Source organism: Peribacillus sp. NPDC097198 (assembly GCF_044762055.1).
Taxonomy (GTDB): Bacteria; Bacillota; Bacilli; order Bacillales; family DSM-1321; genus Peribacillus.
On sequence record NZ_JBIWDO010000005.1, the window covers coordinates 170,216 to 185,146 of the forward strand.

A 14,931-nucleotide genomic window follows, 5' to 3' on the forward strand; every position below is an offset into this window, starting at 1 on the left:
GAGACACCACTCTTTAATAGATAGGAAGCGGAATATCTGACTCACTGACAGGTAACATCGCCAAGGTTTAATAAAAAACTGGAGGGGTTGAGTACTTGAAGAAGAATGGGATAAGTAAGATTTTCTTTGCCCTATTATTAGTTCTATCAACGATTTTGCCATATGCAGCGGTCGCAAAAGCGGAAGAGTTCCTATCTGTAGCAGAAGCCATCGTGAATAACAGTGGGAAAGGTAAAACGGTGAAAGGCTATATCGTAGGAACAGCTTCTAGTGGTACAAGCTATGTCCAAAGTGCACCTTTTACTGTGAATACCAATATAGGAATCGCAGATAGTCCGGATGAAACCGACAGTAAAAAAATCATGCCGGTTCAGCTACCTAGCGGTAACATTCGGACATCCTTGAATTTAGTGGATCACCCGGAGCTACTCAAGAAACAGGTGACGATTACCGGTTCATTGGAAGCGTACTTCAGTGTTCCTGGTCTTAAATCTCCAACTGCTTACACAATCATTAGTGATGGCGGCATACCGCCAGAGCAACCTGATGTGAAGGTTTTGGGTTCCCTTGCAGAAGCACGCACGAATACGGAAGATGTGGTGCAGATTGAAGGAATCGTTACGACGGGAGTTGGCTATTGGGGAGGAAAAGGCTTTTACATCCAAGACCAAACCGCTGGACTTTATGTGTATGGAACTTCATGGACAACGGATGTGAAGCAAGGAGATAAGGTTCGATTAATTGGAAAGGTCTCTGCTTATAGTAACGAATTACAAATCCAACCTACGACCCTTGATGTGGTTTCTTCTGGGAATGCCCTTCCTGAAACACAACGAATCGATGCGGCAGGAGTCAATGATGCCACACAAGGAGAGCTAGTCACCATTGAGAAGGCGACCATCACTGATTTGGCAGCATCGGGCACATACGGAACATTCGAATTTAAAGCAAAAGATGAGAAAGGTAATTCCGTACTCGTTCGCCATGATAACCGGAATGGTTCGAGTTATGAGGATTTCCTGAAGAGCTTTAAAGAAGGAGACCTCATTTCCGTCACTGGAATAGCGTCACAATTCAATGATGCGTATCAGCTTAAGCCAAGAGGGCTTGAAGACTATGAATTGGTGAACAAACCAGCTGTGTATACGGATGTTTATCCTGGAACGGTCAGTGAAAATACAAAAATATCCCTTGAATCTGGCTGGGAAGGAGCAAAGATTTATTATACGTTAGATGGCTCTACTCCAACCACTTCAAGCACGTTATACACAGCACCGATAACGTTAACGAAAGATACGGTCATTAAGGCAATCGCCGTGAACGACAAAACATCGGAAGTATTCACATTTGCCTATACCGTCACGAAAACGAATGACTTGAAGATTCGTGACATTCAAGGGATGAATCATTTTTCACCGTATGAAGATCAGCTTGTCTCAAATGTCGAAGGTGTGGTCACGTATGTAAAGGATGCCAATAACTTTTACATGCAAGATCCTAATCCGGACGATGATTTGACGACGTCGGAAGGAATCCTTGTCTACAACAAAGCGCATGGGTTGAAAGCGGGAGATTCCGTCTCGGTGGATGGTAAAGTTGTGGAATGGTATGTCGAAGGCTACGCTGAAATGAAAACGATGGATCTGCCAACGACTGAATTGACCAATACGACTATTAAAAAGACGGGTACTCTAGCCATTCCGAAACCGGTAGTTATAGGCAAAGATGTCATCCCACCTTCTGAAAATATCGATGATGATCAATTGACCGATTTCGAACCGACAGAAGATGGAATTGATTTTTATGAGAGTTTAGAAGGAATGCTCGTTGAAGTCTATCAACCGAAAGTGGTAGCTCCCCAAGATTATGGTGAATTGGTTGTGATTCCGGGAGATATGAAAACAAACACGGCAGTGGGCGGAGTCAAAGTAACGGAAGAAGACTATAATCCGGAAAGAATCACCCTAGATATGGATGATGAAAAATTCGTCGCAAAAACAGGAGACTTCTTTACAAGTAATGTTACCGGGGTAATCAGCTACGGCTATAGCAACTATAGGGTGTTGACGGATAAAAACAAGTTGCCGACATTACAGGATGGCGGAACAGCTAGGGAAGTGACGTCGTTATCATCAGAGTCTGATAAACTATCGATTGCGTCTTATAACATCGAGAATTTCTCGACACAAACGGCTGTTTCAAAGGTTACGACAATAGCAAATTCCATCATTACGAATCTAAAAGCGCCGGATATTATCGGCGTGACGGAAATGCAGGATAATGACGGGGCAACAGATAGCGGAACGACGGATGCCAGTCAAAGTGCACAGAAAGTGATCGACAAAATCAAGGCATCAGGCGGACCAGCCTATCAATATATTGATATTGCGCCAGAAGATAAAGCGGATGGAGGGGCACCTGGTGGAAATGTCCGCGTAGGCTTTTTGTATAATGCAGACCGTGTGCAATTAGTTGAGGGAACAAAAGGGAATTCGACGGAATCCGTTGCTTATCAAGAAGATAAGCTTACCTTGAATCCTGGGAGAATTGATCCTACTAATTCGGCTTTTGCTTCAAGCAGGAAGCCATTGGCTGCCCAGTTTGAATTTAAAGGAGAAAGTGTAGTCGTCGTCGCCAATCATTTCAATTCCAAGGGCGGTGACCAACCTTTATTCGGGAAAAATCAGCCACCTGTTCTATCAAGTGAGGTTCAAAGGCTAAAAATTGCTTCTATCGTCAATCAATTTGTCAAAGGAATCAAGGAAGAAAATCCTGATGAACATATTGTATTGCTCGGCGACTTTAATGACTTTGAATTCTCAGCACCACTTAAAGAATTAAAGGGTAAAGAACTGACCAATATGATTGAGAAAGTACCGTTTGAACAACGTTACTCTTACACATATCAAGGAAACTCCCAAGTACTTGATCATATTCTTGTATCCAACAATATGGCAGAATCCACAAAAGTGGACATCGTTCATATTAACTCATCCTTCATGGAAACACATGGACGGGCAAGCGATCATGACCCTGTATTGATTCAAACGGATATATCAGTAGCTGAGGAAGATGAATCCATCATTCCGAAAAAAACATATTACTTGAAAAACTTCAAAAAGAAACAACTGATGGTTGCCGTACCTAGCGCCTTGATTGATGTCGATGAATTCTCTACCATTGAAGAGGGCATTTACATCAAGAGTGAATATGCAAAACTGCAGGGACCGGGTTTGAAGAACACAAGGGTGATCCTTCAGCCGAACAAACAGGCTTCCATCATTGATTTCAGTGGCGCTATGGTGAAAGAAGTCATCATCGAAAATGCGAATATCAAAGAAATCAGAGGCGCTGAAAATGTTCAGAAATGGACGACTAAAAAAGGTGTCAATACGTCTGAAATCAAGTTCTTGAATGCGAAAGGGAAAGCGATTGCTTCTCCTTTCGCTCCAAAGGAGAATAAAGCCCCTACTATTGTGAAGAAATTCGATAATGTAGATGTGAAAGTGGGCTCGACGGTTACTCTTAATCTACGTGAGTACTTTGAGGATCCTGATAACGATTCACTTACCTTTTCGTCTACATTCGGTTCAATAGTAGGATCTACATTGACCCTTCCAACCGATAAAGTGGGAAATTACATTGTCGCTGTAAAAGCAAAGGACAAGTCTTCAGAAGTGATTGCTAGTTTCAGCCTGAAAGTATCAGGGGATAAGCCACTTGAAGCATATTACGAGAAAGCGTCCGGAAAAACGGGCAACGAATTGAAAACGACGCTCCACACCATCATCAAAAGTCAGACAAAGTTGACGTACGCTCAAGTATGGGATGGCATTAAGGATGCAGATGAAGATCCCAATAATCCTAAGAACGTCATCTTGCTGTACTCTGGAAAATCCATTTCGAAAGGTTCAAATGGAGGGAACTCGGGACAGTGGAATCGTGAGCATGTTTGGGCTAAATCCCATGGAAATTTTGGGACAAGCGTAGGTCCTGGGACAGATCTTCATCACCTTCGTCCGGAAGATGTGTCGGTGAATAGTAAACGAGGGCATCTGGATTTCGACAATGGAGGCCAAGGCTATAGCGGATGTGACTGTAAGTTCGATTCGGATTCATGGGAGCCACCTGACAATGTTAAAGGCGATGTCGCCCGCATGTTGTTTTATATGGCCGTTCGCTATGAAGGAAACGGCGAGCTTGATTTGGAACTTTCCGATACGGTCAATACGTATCCAAAACCGCTTCATGGAAAGTTGTCAACGCTTTTGAAGTGGAATGAACTCGATCCAGTTGATGAATTTGAGAGTAACCGCAACGATGTCATTTATGAAAAATGGCAGCACAATCGTAATCCATTCATCGACCATCCAGAATGGGCCAACGAGATTTGGGGGTCAGCACAAACCAAAGATTTTAAAAAAGCGAGTTAATTTCTTGAATCTCTGACAAACGAGTAAACAATGAAAAGCAAAAAGAGCATGTGCTTGTCAGCATGCTCTTTTTGCTTTTGTTCTATTAGAAAACTATTAATCTACTATTGTCACTTTGACATCTTTTTTACCCCAGATTAAAGCATCCGCTTGTTTAGGGATGAATACATCGATTTTATTTCCTTTGATTGCTCCCCCAGTATCGACGGCTAGCGCTTTCCCATAGCCTTCCACTTCCACTGTTGAACCTAATGGAATCACATTCGGATCGACGGCAATTACTTTTGCATCATCATATTTCTTCAAATCTACGCCCATTCTCGTAATACCCGAACACCCTTCACAACTTGCCGTGTAAGCCGTGCTTGAAACGGTTAAAGTTTTTGAGCTGTTACTAACTGAATTGGCTTTCGTTTCTAGCTTACTCATGGTTTTTGCCCCGGCAATTCCGTCGGCAGTCAATCCTTTTTGTCTTTGAAATGTGGAGACAGCTTGTTTTGTACCGCTGCCGAATATCCCATCAACCGTTGATGTGTATACATCCCACACCTTCAATAATTTTTGCAAATCGGCCACATGCTTACCGATGTCCCCCGTGCGAAGAACCTGTATTTTTTGATTCGTTTGTAAACCTGCTATTCCATCGGCTTTTAGGTTCGATTTTTCCTGGAATTCCTTCACGGATTCTTTTGTAATGGAACCGTAGTAACCTGTTGCCTCATGATAGGGATAGACCCCTTTTGTCAGCAATAATTCTTGTAACTCTTTTACATCACTATGGCTTGTACCTTGCGATAGCGTACGATCTCCAAGGGCCGCTTCACCTTTAGTCGGCATCGCTAATCCTATCATGAATATCGAAACCGTGATGATCATGCATATAATGTTCTTCATGTTTGTCCTCCTTGTTGTATCTCACGTATACAATTCGTTTGGCTACCGATTCTTTCGTGCAGGGAACGGAAAAACACCGCAAAGGGACCAAAGAACTGTTAATACATGTAACGGAATCTGAGAAAACGGGGAGGTTCGATGTGATTACAAATCCCTTGTTTCATGGGATTTGGTTGTTTTTGTATAAAAAAATGTGAAAAATTGCGTGATTTCATCTTGCTCCCGGCATTTGACCGATAAAAAGCCAAGATTGACCGATAAAAAGCCTCCATTGACTGATATAACCTGAATCTTGACTGATACATGGATGAAACGGATAAGGGGTTACTGAAAAAGAGTCATTATCTTTTAAAATCATAAGCTAGTTTGCTAGTGAAAGATAAAAAATGTCCCAAAATCAAGGCATACAGCAAAAAGCCACCTAATTATAGTTAAGTGGCCGGCATTCTCTTATCCATTTTCATTCATGTGATTTTTGTAAAAGTTATCGACTGATTCGCAAGTTGATTAATTTTAGCAAGAATATTCCTTATAAGGCATTGTGTAAAAGTTGGAAAGAGTTAGATTGTATGGGAAAAGTGATGATAGTCAAGGAGCCTACCGGGCAATAATTGGCTGAGCTTAGCTCACATTTTAAAAGAAAATGAGATGAAGTTTGTTGCATATCCGTTACACGTAAAGAAAAGCAAGGAATCCTATTGGCGATGAAGCTTCAACAATTTCATTGTCGTCTCTTCTAATCTGTTCTCATTCTTGATTATCTGAATGATTTCCCCCTGTTTCATAAATAGAATAATGTCTCCCGTCTCGGCTGCTACATCCATCATATGGGTAGAAAAAATAATGATTGTACCATTTTTTTTAATCTGATTAAGAATTTCAACGAACTGGTTAACCCAGTAGGGATCCAATCCATTAGTGGGCTCATCCAGTAGCAAAACATTCGGGTTGGCTAAAATGGATTGCCCGAACAATAATCGTTGCCGCATGCCCTTAGACAAACTTTTTACTAGTTCACGTTTCTTATCAACAAGACCTATCAACTCGATTACTTCATTAATCCTTTCGCTTTTCACTTTCCGTAAAGATCCATAAAAACTAAGGAACTCTTCAACTGTCATCATTTCCTGGGCTTGGAAGTCATCAGGCATGAAACCGATTTCTTTTAAATAGTTCTCGCGATCATATTTAATGACTTTTCCGTTAATAGAAGTTGTACCACTAGATGGATATAGAAGACCCGCAATTATTTGTAATAATGTACTTTTGCCAGCACCATTTCCACCGCATAATACGATACAAGTTCCCTCTGTTACTTCAAAAGAACATGGATATAATGCCGTCTTTTTCTTATAAACCTTCGAGACACCATCCACTTTTAATCCTGTCATCGCCTTTTCCTCCATTCCAGCATGAGCATCGAAAATAATAACGTCAGTGACAAAAATCCAATGACATATAATATATAGATAATAATTCCGAAAGGAGAGTCTAAGAAAGTCATAAGTGAATCATATGCTTGACCAAAAACTTCCCCTGCATCAAGTGACATGACAAAGGACACCCGAATGATTTCAGCGGGATTTGCAAATAAGAAAAATTTCATCATTGGGGCAATCCAAGGATAAGGGAGCAAACCTAAGATAGCAATCAATGCAGTCGGCCAAATCATGATTAGAAAAAACCAGATAATGACGGAAATTGATAATGCCTGCCACCTTGTCGATACGATACACCCTACGGTTACCCCAAGGATGAGAAAGAAAAAAATTAGAGTAATAGAGAAAAAGTAAATAGATAAAAGCCAGTCGCTGGAAAAAATATTCCCACTCACTATCCCTATGGCCAAGCTAATTCCATAACTGAACGTGAAAACGATCGCTTGAGCCGTGAATTGACCACCTATTTTGCCCACTATGTACGACAAAGTAAATAACGGATAGGTATTCAATAACCGCCATTGTCCATTTTCCATCTCATTGGCGATTGAAAAGGAACCAATGATCAACATGAAAAGTGGGATGATATATAAAGCGACGTTGATTATAGTACCAGTCGTATTGGTATAACCAGTTAAGGAGGGGGAGCTGCTTTGCAATAAAAATAAGAGAGACAATACAGCGACCCACAAGCCCAAGAAAGAATAATACGATCGCTGTCGTACGGTCATGCGCAGTTCAGAAAACCAAATATTCCACATCTTTGTTCCCTCTTTTCGAACATTCTCTACTTCAGTATCTTATATGTCTAACATGTAGTTCACCAATCATCTCAATATATAACGGTCAGATACCTAGATACCTGATAAAGAAATAGGGGCAGCCCGAAAATGGAACTGGCCCCTATTCTTCAATGAGAACCGCTATCTTCTTCACCGTCTGAATGTGAATGGTCCTTCATATTATGTTTCTGCATCATTTCATGGTTTTGCTCCCACCCATGGTCAGCTAAATCGTTTGCAGACATTAGCTGACTGCCGTCATTTGCAGTGGCAAACTCTTCAGCGGAAGCTTTATCTTTAAATGATAGTACATTGTAGGCCATTGGTGTTTTAACCGATGGATTGTATACATAAATTGCATCTTTTCCTAAAATCCATTCTTTATCGTTGTAATCACGGACAAATTGAGCATCAATTTTTTTATTTTCATTAGCATGAACCCAATCATACATACAGCCTATATCATCAAAAACCATGGATTTACCATTATCTAAAATAATTTGGGTAGCATGTTGATCGTTAATAACCGCCATATTACATGTTTCACAAGTGTCCGTCGCTTCGTTAATTGCAACAGGTTTAACCTCATCTTTCCCACATGCTGTGATAGTCATGATTATTCCTGCCAATGCAAGAAAACTAAATAGTTTTTTCTTCATCGTTTTTTCCTCCCAACTATAAATAAACTACAACTTGCTACAATCATCACTGCACTCATACACCATAAACTAAAACTAGATGATTGTTCTTTTTTTACTTCCATGGTCATGTCCATTAATGGGGCCGAATCTATTAATAACTGTTCAAATGGACTTTTCAACATGTTTTGTAACATGATAATTCCCGGTGCTTGGAAAAACAGTTGATATTCCGGAACATCCGCTGTTAAGGTAAGAAAATATGGATCGGCAGTATAGACAATATCACTCTTGCCATTCCCATCTAAATCAACCTTACTGGCAGCGTCCCAATAATTACCGTCCAGTTGATTGTTTGAGCTTTCTATTGCTTGGGCATCGTTGACGTTTCCGACGAATGTATTTTTCATTGCCTTATTTCCATTCGATTTTAAAAACTGTATTCCAGTAAAGTTGTCCATGATTTTATTGGCCTTCAATCGATTGTTTTCAGCCTTTTCGATAAAAATGCCTACTCGATTGGAAATAAACTCATTCCCGGTCACCTCAGTATCAGAAGCTAAATATAGTAACAGCCCTTGAGCATTCACACTATTATTATTAGAAGTAAACTGATTATGACGCACGACCGTCCGTTTTGATTCCATTAACTCCGTGCCTGTTGTATTGAATTTAGATACATTCCCGTCAAGTATATTATCATTGGAGAACATGAGATGCATGCCGTAACGGGATTTTTGGATGTTATTCCTATGTAAGATATTCTCGTCACTTTGCTCTAAATATATCCCATCAGAAACATTCGTTATAGTAAGGTTTTCAAACCTATTACGGTTAGATTTCCATAAATCGATTCCATTCCCTCGATTTATGCCCATAATCTCGCTGTCTTGGATTGTCACGTCATTTGCATTGTCGAGCCTAATCCCTAAATGCTTCGTCTTAATGTTTAATTTTTCCAGAATATGATAGGACCCCGTAACATAGATAGCTGCGTCTTCTTTTTCATTCCCACAATGTTCCACCATGATATTTTTTAGAGTAACACCCTTGTTGAGAATGGTAACGACCGGTTCATTCTCACAAGAGCGAAGAAGGACTTTACCTGTTCCTTCTAGGGTTACTGGCTTGGAGATGATCACTGTCTCCTCATACTCTCCCTCCTCTACTTTAATCGTGGCACCGTTTGGGGCCTCATCAATTTTAGATTGTAAAGGGCTTGTGGCTTCTGATACGGCTGGCAAGCAACAGGATAATAAGAGGAGAAACAGGATATTATAAATTAATTTCACTTCTTTAGTCTCCTCGCTCTCGAATTGATTCACATGTTAGTCTAGTTAATAAATGTATAAATTTAATGAGGATACCAACCATGCTCATGGTGTACAGACAACATTTCCTTGAAGTGTAAATGTTCATAACATTAGTATAGACAGAATGAAAAGATTAAATAATACGATGATCATTCTATTGAAAGAGAAGGAATTCGAGGAATCTTAGAAGAATTGAAGACTTTCTTATTATAGGAGAAGGGAAAAATGGAGAAGAAGCGATTAAACTTACCGAGGAATTAATGCCTGATATGATCCAAATGGATATTTAAATACCTGTAATGGATGGACTAAAAGCGACTAAAATTCAAACCATATGTGAAAATTGTAATGATTACGGTTTTAGAGGATATCATAAATTTATTTGATGCGTTAAAAAAAGGGGAGGAGTTTATGAGAAGTATAACGAGTGGATATTGGTAATGACAGAAATGAAATTTACAAGGTATTCATCGATCATTCCTCCAACTAAAGCAGCTTGATAGGACAAGCTGCTTAAATGTTATTTTCCATTTTGGGCAGATGAAGTGGGGAGAATTCTTCTTGTAGTATGGAGTACATGTTAAGATCTTGATGTTTTCCTTTTGCGAAGATGCCTTTTCTCAAGGTGCCTTCAAACGACATCCCTATTTTCTCCATCACCCGTGCGGATCCTGTATTCTCCACGAAACATCTTGCTTGAATTCGAACGACATTCATCCGGTTAAAGCCAAAGGCAATCACTTCATTGGCAGCTTCAGTCATGATTCCTTTTCCCCAATAATCTTGAGAAAGTACATAACCGATTTCGGCTACACGATGCCCGACCAGCCACGAGACAAAATCAATGGTTCCGATGATCTTCCCAGTCTCTTTATACTGAATTCCCCATGGAGCGACATGCTTATTCTCATATTGTGCCATGGCAAAGTCAATAAAATCTCTAGTATCAGCCAGTGTCTTATGGTTATCCCACGTGACGTATTTTGTCACTTCTTCATCAGAACCGTAAACATGAATATCTTCAGCATCTTCCCACGTTATTTTCCTCAGGATTAGTCGTTCCGTTTCTAAAGTAGGGAAATTTTCGAATGGATTCTCCATTTTATCACCTCTTGTTCTATTAGTTATTACCATTATATAGAAAAATTTAAAAAGATACAGAAAAAATAGCATTCAATGAAAGAATGCTATTTTACCATTGCTATTGCTATGAAATACTTCGTTCAAAATCTAAAACTTCTTAGGAAACTGCTTGATAATCCCTTTGGTTAAAACATCCGCCAATATAATAATATGGTCTTCTCCTTTATCAAAAGCAACAATTTCAGCCTCTGTGTCCTTTTTAAGTCGGGCACTCACTTGGTCTGTCAACAATTGCAGATGCATATATAACAGTTCCTTTAATTCTTCATTGCTCCAATTTGGATTGGCTTTGCTGAGAAAGAGGGCGATATCATCAGCGTTTTTATACCATTCCGTATTGTATTTCTTGAAGTTATTTTGGTTTCCGCTTTTTGCTGCCTCCACCACTTTTCCTGCTATAAGGATATGTTCCCTTAGCAGTTGGGCCAGCTTGTTACCGGCTTCCTCCCCATAATAGGGCTTAATGGCATTCCCGATATCATCCTGGTTTTGTAATAACCTTGCTAATACTTGTTCTTGGTCATCCAGGTCTGAGATGGCACTGACAATATAGCTTTTTGTCCAGATGATATGATCAATCCAAAGTTTCCGTAAAGCATTTTGCAGTTGAACCGACGATTCTTCCATACATTGCCTTGAAGGATTGGCTTTACCTTTGGCCTCCGTATGTAGGGGTGAGAAAACTAAGGCGAACGACATAATAAATAACGTTACCTTCATGAACAGGTTTTTAATAAAAAACATCTCCTTTATTTAAGATGAAGTACTGGCTTATTATTTGATGTAGTTCCAGTTTTTACTCCTAAGTCACCTGAAACTTATCCCATTCAATCAGCGTTTAAGAGAAGGAAATCCCCCTTTAATAGAGAAATACATACAAAGGGGATGGTGAGATGTCAAACGATATTTCTTCTGAATATATTAGGGTGTTTAAACGGCGGTTTAAGGATATGAAATATACAGCGGATAAGGCGATGGAGCAGCTTGATGAGGAGATGCTTTTTTGGTCACCGAATGAGCAATCCAATAGCATTGCCATTATCGTGAAGCATATGAGCGGGAATATGGTTTCCCGGTGGACGGACTTTTTATATACAGATGGGGAGAAACCGTCCAGGGACCGAGATGCGGAATTCGAGCCCGCCATCACCAGTCGAAAAGAGTTAATCGAGGTTTGGGAAAAGGGATGGAATGTCCTTCTTTATTCCTTGCATGCCATCAAGAAGGAACATCTGCTTCGAGACATATTCATTAGAAAAGAACCCCATACCTTGATTGAGGCCCTTGAGCGACAACTGTATCACTATTCCTACCATATCGGCCAGATTGTTTATATAGCCAAGCTGCAAAAGGGGGATGCCTGGGAGAGTTTGACCATCCCAAAACGAGTAAAAGGAGAGTTTTAATGAAATTTCAATCAAAGAAAGATTGGTGGACTTACCCCGTCTTCTTCGGGATCATCATCGCAGTCTTCATCCCGCTATTTACGGATCAAGATCTGACAAGTATATATATAGGCGTGCCAGTCGCAGGTTTGATTCTTTGGATATGGTTTACGACCTATTATGTCATTGAAAGAAATAGTTTGGTCGTTCGGTCTGCATTCATTCATAAAATCATCCCGGTCCATGAAATCAAATCGATAAGAAGAACATTGAATCCACTTTCTTCGCCAGCGCTTTCACTCGATCGGTTGGAAATCCTATATGGGAATGGCAAAATGGTGCTCATTTCCCCGGAAAATCGTGAAAAGTTCCTTGAAGAATTAAAGAAATTGAATCCCTCGATTGTCATTGTCCTGAAGAAATAAAGGTCCTAAGGAATGAAAAAAATGGGAGGCGAGAAAATGAAATTAGCTTTTTTATGTCATCCAGTCAAATATTTAAAAGGTTCATCCCGTTACTATCGGGAAGTGTTGGGATTTGAAGAAGCTTGGCAGGAAGGGGAGCATACGGTTGCGTTGAAACTGCCGGGTAGCGATGTACAGTTAATGCTTGAAGATGATGAGGAAGGATACTCGGCTGGTGGCGTTTTTATCGTGGACAGTGTGGACCGGTTTTACCATGAAAACAGCACATTGGATTTTGTGAAGGAACCATGTGATATCCCACCAGGTAGGTACGCCATCTTTCAAGATCGCTCGGGAAACCCGATCCGCATCATCGATAAAACGAAGAGTTGAAGGGGGACACCCCTTTCTTATATGAAAAGAAGAGGAGGGCCAACCCATGATCAAAGGCCTATATGAAGCTCATTTACCTGTGTCAAACCTTGCTCGATCCATCGAATTCTATAAAAAGCTGGAGTTGGAATTAGCCTTTCAAAATGATACTCTAGCTTTCTTCTGGATCGAAAAGGGTCGTAGTTGGTTAGGCTTATGGGAAACGGATCAAGTGCAAACCCCTTATCACCCTTCGCTGAGGCATGTCGCCTTACATGTGGACAAGAAGGATATCGAGCATGCGAAAGAATGGCTGGGGGATAAGGGGATTCAGATAAAAACGGCTTTCGACTTTCCACCTGATAGGCAACCCCTTGTTTTACCGAATAACCCCCATGCCCACGCAGCCATATACTTTCAAGATCCCGATGGTAACTCCCTCGAATTGATCACCCCTTTACGATTGGATGTCGAAGAGGACTTTCCCATGATGTCCTTGGAGGAATGGAGTAAAGGAGGTAGGGTGTAATAAAAAGGTAGATGAAAATCGAATACATATAGATGTTGGGGAATATTTCTATTCAATAAATATTTTCTAACCTGTAATCTTACATTACAATTTGATTCAAAAAGTTACGATTAAATAGGAAAACTCTTTCCCATCTAAAAAGAAAAAGGCTATGTTCGTATAATTTGTTGCTGAGGATACCATGCATGTAAAAAAGAAAATTTTACCACTGTAATTGAGATTAGAAATTTTAAATGATATATTTTACTAAAATGTCTTATTTCACTATCAGGCAGTTTAGTTCAATAAGAATACCTACCCGATGTTTTTGCTCTGTTTAAGAATAAATGGTGATTTTTGATAACTCTTCGAAATCTTACTTTCAGTTACCTGTCATATGGTAAGAGATATAGGAATAGTATATTACTGGATTAATAAAATTGAAACAGGAAGAAAAATGAGGTGATTTATTTTAGAAAAACTCAGGAAAATTAATATGAAAACTGCTGTATTTATGGGAATTATTTTTTACTCTTTGACTATCTTAATCCACTTTCTTATTATAAGCAAAAGTATTCCATTCACGTGGGTTAATGGTGGAAGGTCTGAATCATTCGCAAAACAGCTACCAATAACTGTTATGAATATCGTTATTTCTATTATTGGAGTAGTTTTTACATTGATTGTTGGTAGAATTAAACAATATAAATACAAAAGAGGAATAACCGTTATATGTTGGTTTTTTGTTGTACTTTGGTCTTTTGGATTTATACAACAATTGTTTGGAACACCTTTTGAAAAAATCGTTTGTTCGTTAGTATTGCTTATTGGAGTTATCTCGCACTTGCTTATGGCGATTGAAAAAAAATAGATGTAACTATTTAATTAATAAGTTTGTGAACGATTACACTTAAACTAAAGGGGTGCGTTAGTTTAATAGCGGAGACAGCATAAAAGCTGTCTCTTTTTTTACCTTTAGCAACAATCTTTACGAACAAAGCCAAGAAAAAAGAGCCATACTTATTCAATAGATCTAATAAGCATGGCTCTTTATTTAGTTTTTAAAGTAGTCCTTCATTAACCGTGATACCAGCCTGTTTTACAGTTAATATATACAAGTGGATGCCAATCCCCTTTTCCATCGAATTGTATATACATATCATAGTAACCTAGATCACTTTTTACTAATTTGGTTTTATCTTTTTTGCCAACATAATTTTTCTTAATCTCGTTAATTGTTTTTGTTTTGACTCCTGGTGACCATTTATATGGATCAGCAAAGTGGAGTTCATGTGTTTTTACATATCCGTATTTCCCTTTGTATTTGATTTTGGACCAGCCATATTGTTCAGAAGAGGACCAGTTGTCCTGATCCTTACCGATAGGTACGCCGCCATATACTTTTACGATTGTCCCAACCTTAATTTTCCCCAATGTTTTATACGATGTTCCAGCAGACGATTTTACAGACAGTACTTTTGCTGCATAGGCTTTGTCATAGCTTGTGTATTTAGCTTCTGTTGAATTGAATGATAGACATAATGTTAGTAAACAAACACTTGCAAAAATCGAAATGAATTTTTTCATTCTAACAACACTCCTAATCAGTTACATAGCTTT

14 protein-coding genes are annotated in these 14,931 nt (G+C 39.4%); 6 read left to right on the plus strand and 8 right to left on the minus strand.

What is annotated here, in order from left to right:
• Nucleotides 1–95: 95 nt before the first annotated feature.
• Nucleotides 96–4,433 carry an endonuclease gene (locus tag ACIQXQ_RS10835; protein WP_402957303.1) on the plus strand — a complete coding sequence of 1,446 codons (4,338 nt, stop codon included), beginning with the start codon at nt 96–98 and terminating at the stop codon, nt 4,431–4,433.
• Between the two features lie 96 nt (nt 4,434–4,529).
• Here the strand turns inward: ACIQXQ_RS10835 and ACIQXQ_RS10840 are convergent, their stop codons facing one another.
• The 7 genes from ACIQXQ_RS10840 to ACIQXQ_RS10870 form a co-directional block, all read right to left on the minus strand.
• On the minus strand, nt 4,530–5,327 hold the full coding sequence (locus ACIQXQ_RS10840; RefSeq protein WP_402957305.1) for a peptidoglycan-binding protein: 798 nt from the start codon (nt 5,325–5,327) through the stop codon (nt 4,530–4,532).
• A 695-nt stretch (nt 5,328–6,022) separates the two neighbouring features.
• Complete coding sequence (locus ACIQXQ_RS10845) at nt 6,023–6,718, minus strand: ABC transporter ATP-binding protein (RefSeq protein ID WP_402957307.1); 696 nt, start codon at nt 6,716–6,718, stop codon at nt 6,023–6,025.
• Nucleotides 6,715–7,527 carry an ABC transporter permease gene (locus ACIQXQ_RS10850; protein ID WP_402957309.1) on the minus strand — a complete coding sequence of 271 codons (813 nt, stop codon included), beginning with the start codon at nt 7,525–7,527 and terminating at the stop codon, nt 6,715–6,717. The genes ACIQXQ_RS10845 and ACIQXQ_RS10850 overlap by 4 nt, the downstream gene beginning before the upstream one ends.
• A gap of 149 nt (nt 7,528–7,676) precedes the next feature.
• Entirely contained in the window at nt 7,677–8,207 is a 531-nt protein-coding gene (locus ACIQXQ_RS10855; protein WP_402957311.1) for a nitrous oxide reductase accessory protein NosL, read from the minus strand.
• On the minus strand, nt 8,204–9,478 hold the full coding sequence (locus ACIQXQ_RS10860) for a right-handed parallel beta-helix repeat-containing protein (RefSeq protein ID WP_402957313.1): 1,275 nt from the start codon (nt 9,476–9,478) through the stop codon (nt 8,204–8,206). The genes ACIQXQ_RS10855 and ACIQXQ_RS10860 overlap by 4 nt, the downstream gene beginning before the upstream one ends.
• Nucleotides 9,479–10,012: 534 nt before the next feature.
• The gene (locus ACIQXQ_RS10865) at nt 10,013–10,600 is read right to left on the minus strand and encodes a GNAT family N-acetyltransferase (RefSeq protein ID WP_402874144.1); all 588 of its coding nucleotides are present in this window, start codon (nt 10,598–10,600) and stop codon (nt 10,013–10,015) included.
• Between the two features lie 129 nt (nt 10,601–10,729).
• Nucleotides 10,730–11,377: a glycosyltransferase gene (locus ACIQXQ_RS10870; RefSeq protein ID WP_402957671.1), complete on the minus strand. Its 648-nt coding sequence runs from the start codon at nt 11,375–11,377 to the stop codon at nt 10,730–10,732.
• A gap of 158 nt (nt 11,378–11,535) precedes the next feature.
• Here ACIQXQ_RS10870 and ACIQXQ_RS10875 point away from each other — a divergent pair, with 158 nt between their 5' ends.
• From ACIQXQ_RS10875 to ACIQXQ_RS10895, 5 genes are all read left to right on the plus strand, one after another.
• Complete coding sequence (locus tag ACIQXQ_RS10875; RefSeq protein WP_402957316.1) at nt 11,536–12,048, plus strand: DUF1572 family protein; 513 nt, start codon at nt 11,536–11,538, stop codon at nt 12,046–12,048.
• Complete coding sequence (locus ACIQXQ_RS10880; protein WP_402957318.1) at nt 12,048–12,452, plus strand: PH domain-containing protein; 405 nt, start codon at nt 12,048–12,050, stop codon at nt 12,450–12,452. Before ACIQXQ_RS10875 ends, ACIQXQ_RS10880 begins: the two co-directional genes overlap by 1 nt.
• A 36-nt stretch (nt 12,453–12,488) precedes the next feature.
• Nucleotides 12,489–12,824: a VOC family protein gene (locus ACIQXQ_RS10885; RefSeq protein WP_402874153.1), complete on the plus strand. Its 336-nt coding sequence runs from the start codon at nt 12,489–12,491 to the stop codon at nt 12,822–12,824.
• Between the two features lie 46 nt (nt 12,825–12,870).
• Nucleotides 12,871–13,332 carry a VOC family protein gene (locus ACIQXQ_RS10890; protein WP_402957320.1) on the plus strand — a complete coding sequence of 154 codons (462 nt, stop codon included), beginning with the start codon at nt 12,871–12,873 and terminating at the stop codon, nt 13,330–13,332.
• 475 nt (nt 13,333–13,807) lie between these two features.
• The gene (locus ACIQXQ_RS10895) at nt 13,808–14,182 is read left to right on the plus strand and encodes a hypothetical protein (RefSeq protein ID WP_402957322.1); all 375 of its coding nucleotides are present in this window, start codon (nt 13,808–13,810) and stop codon (nt 14,180–14,182) included.
• A gap of 206 nt (nt 14,183–14,388) precedes the next feature.
• Here the strand turns inward: ACIQXQ_RS10895 and ACIQXQ_RS10900 are convergent, their stop codons facing one another.
• On the minus strand, nt 14,389–14,898 hold the full coding sequence (locus tag ACIQXQ_RS10900) for an SH3 domain-containing protein (RefSeq protein WP_402957325.1): 510 nt from the start codon (nt 14,896–14,898) through the stop codon (nt 14,389–14,391).
• Nucleotides 14,899–14,931: the final 33 nt, after the last annotated feature.

What these genes read in the sequence shown, in the direction of transcription:
- ACIQXQ_RS10875 (WP_402957316.1), top strand. Translation starts at nt 11,536, where the DNA reads ATGTCAAACGATATTTCTTCTGAATATATTAGGGTGTTTAAACGGCGG.
- ACIQXQ_RS10900 (WP_402957325.1), bottom strand. Translation starts at nt 14,898, where the DNA reads ATGAAAAAATTCATTTCGATTTTTGCAAGTGTTTGTTTACTAACATTA.
- ACIQXQ_RS10890 (WP_402957320.1), top strand. Translation starts at nt 12,871, where the DNA reads ATGATCAAAGGCCTATATGAAGCTCATTTACCTGTGTCAAACCTTGCT.
- ACIQXQ_RS10855 (WP_402957311.1), bottom strand. Translation starts at nt 8,207, where the DNA reads ATGAAGAAAAAACTATTTAGTTTTCTTGCATTGGCAGGAATAATCATG.
- ACIQXQ_RS10840 (WP_402957305.1), bottom strand. Translation starts at nt 5,327, where the DNA reads ATGAAGAACATTATATGCATGATCATCACGGTTTCGATATTCATGATA.
- ACIQXQ_RS10845 (WP_402957307.1), bottom strand. Translation starts at nt 6,718, where the DNA reads ATGACAGGATTAAAAGTGGATGGTGTCTCGAAGGTTTATAAGAAAAAG.
- ACIQXQ_RS10850 (WP_402957309.1), bottom strand. Translation starts at nt 7,527, where the DNA reads ATGTGGAATATTTGGTTTTCTGAACTGCGCATGACCGTACGACAGCGA.
- ACIQXQ_RS10865 (WP_402874144.1), bottom strand. Translation starts at nt 10,600, where the DNA reads ATGGAGAATCCATTCGAAAATTTCCCTACTTTAGAAACGGAACGACTA.
- ACIQXQ_RS10885 (WP_402874153.1), top strand. Translation starts at nt 12,489, where the DNA reads ATGAAATTAGCTTTTTTATGTCATCCAGTCAAATATTTAAAAGGTTCA.
- ACIQXQ_RS10895 (WP_402957322.1), top strand. Translation starts at nt 13,808, where the DNA reads ATGAAAACTGCTGTATTTATGGGAATTATTTTTTACTCTTTGACTATC.
- ACIQXQ_RS10880 (WP_402957318.1), top strand. Translation starts at nt 12,048, where the DNA reads ATGAAATTTCAATCAAAGAAAGATTGGTGGACTTACCCCGTCTTCTTC.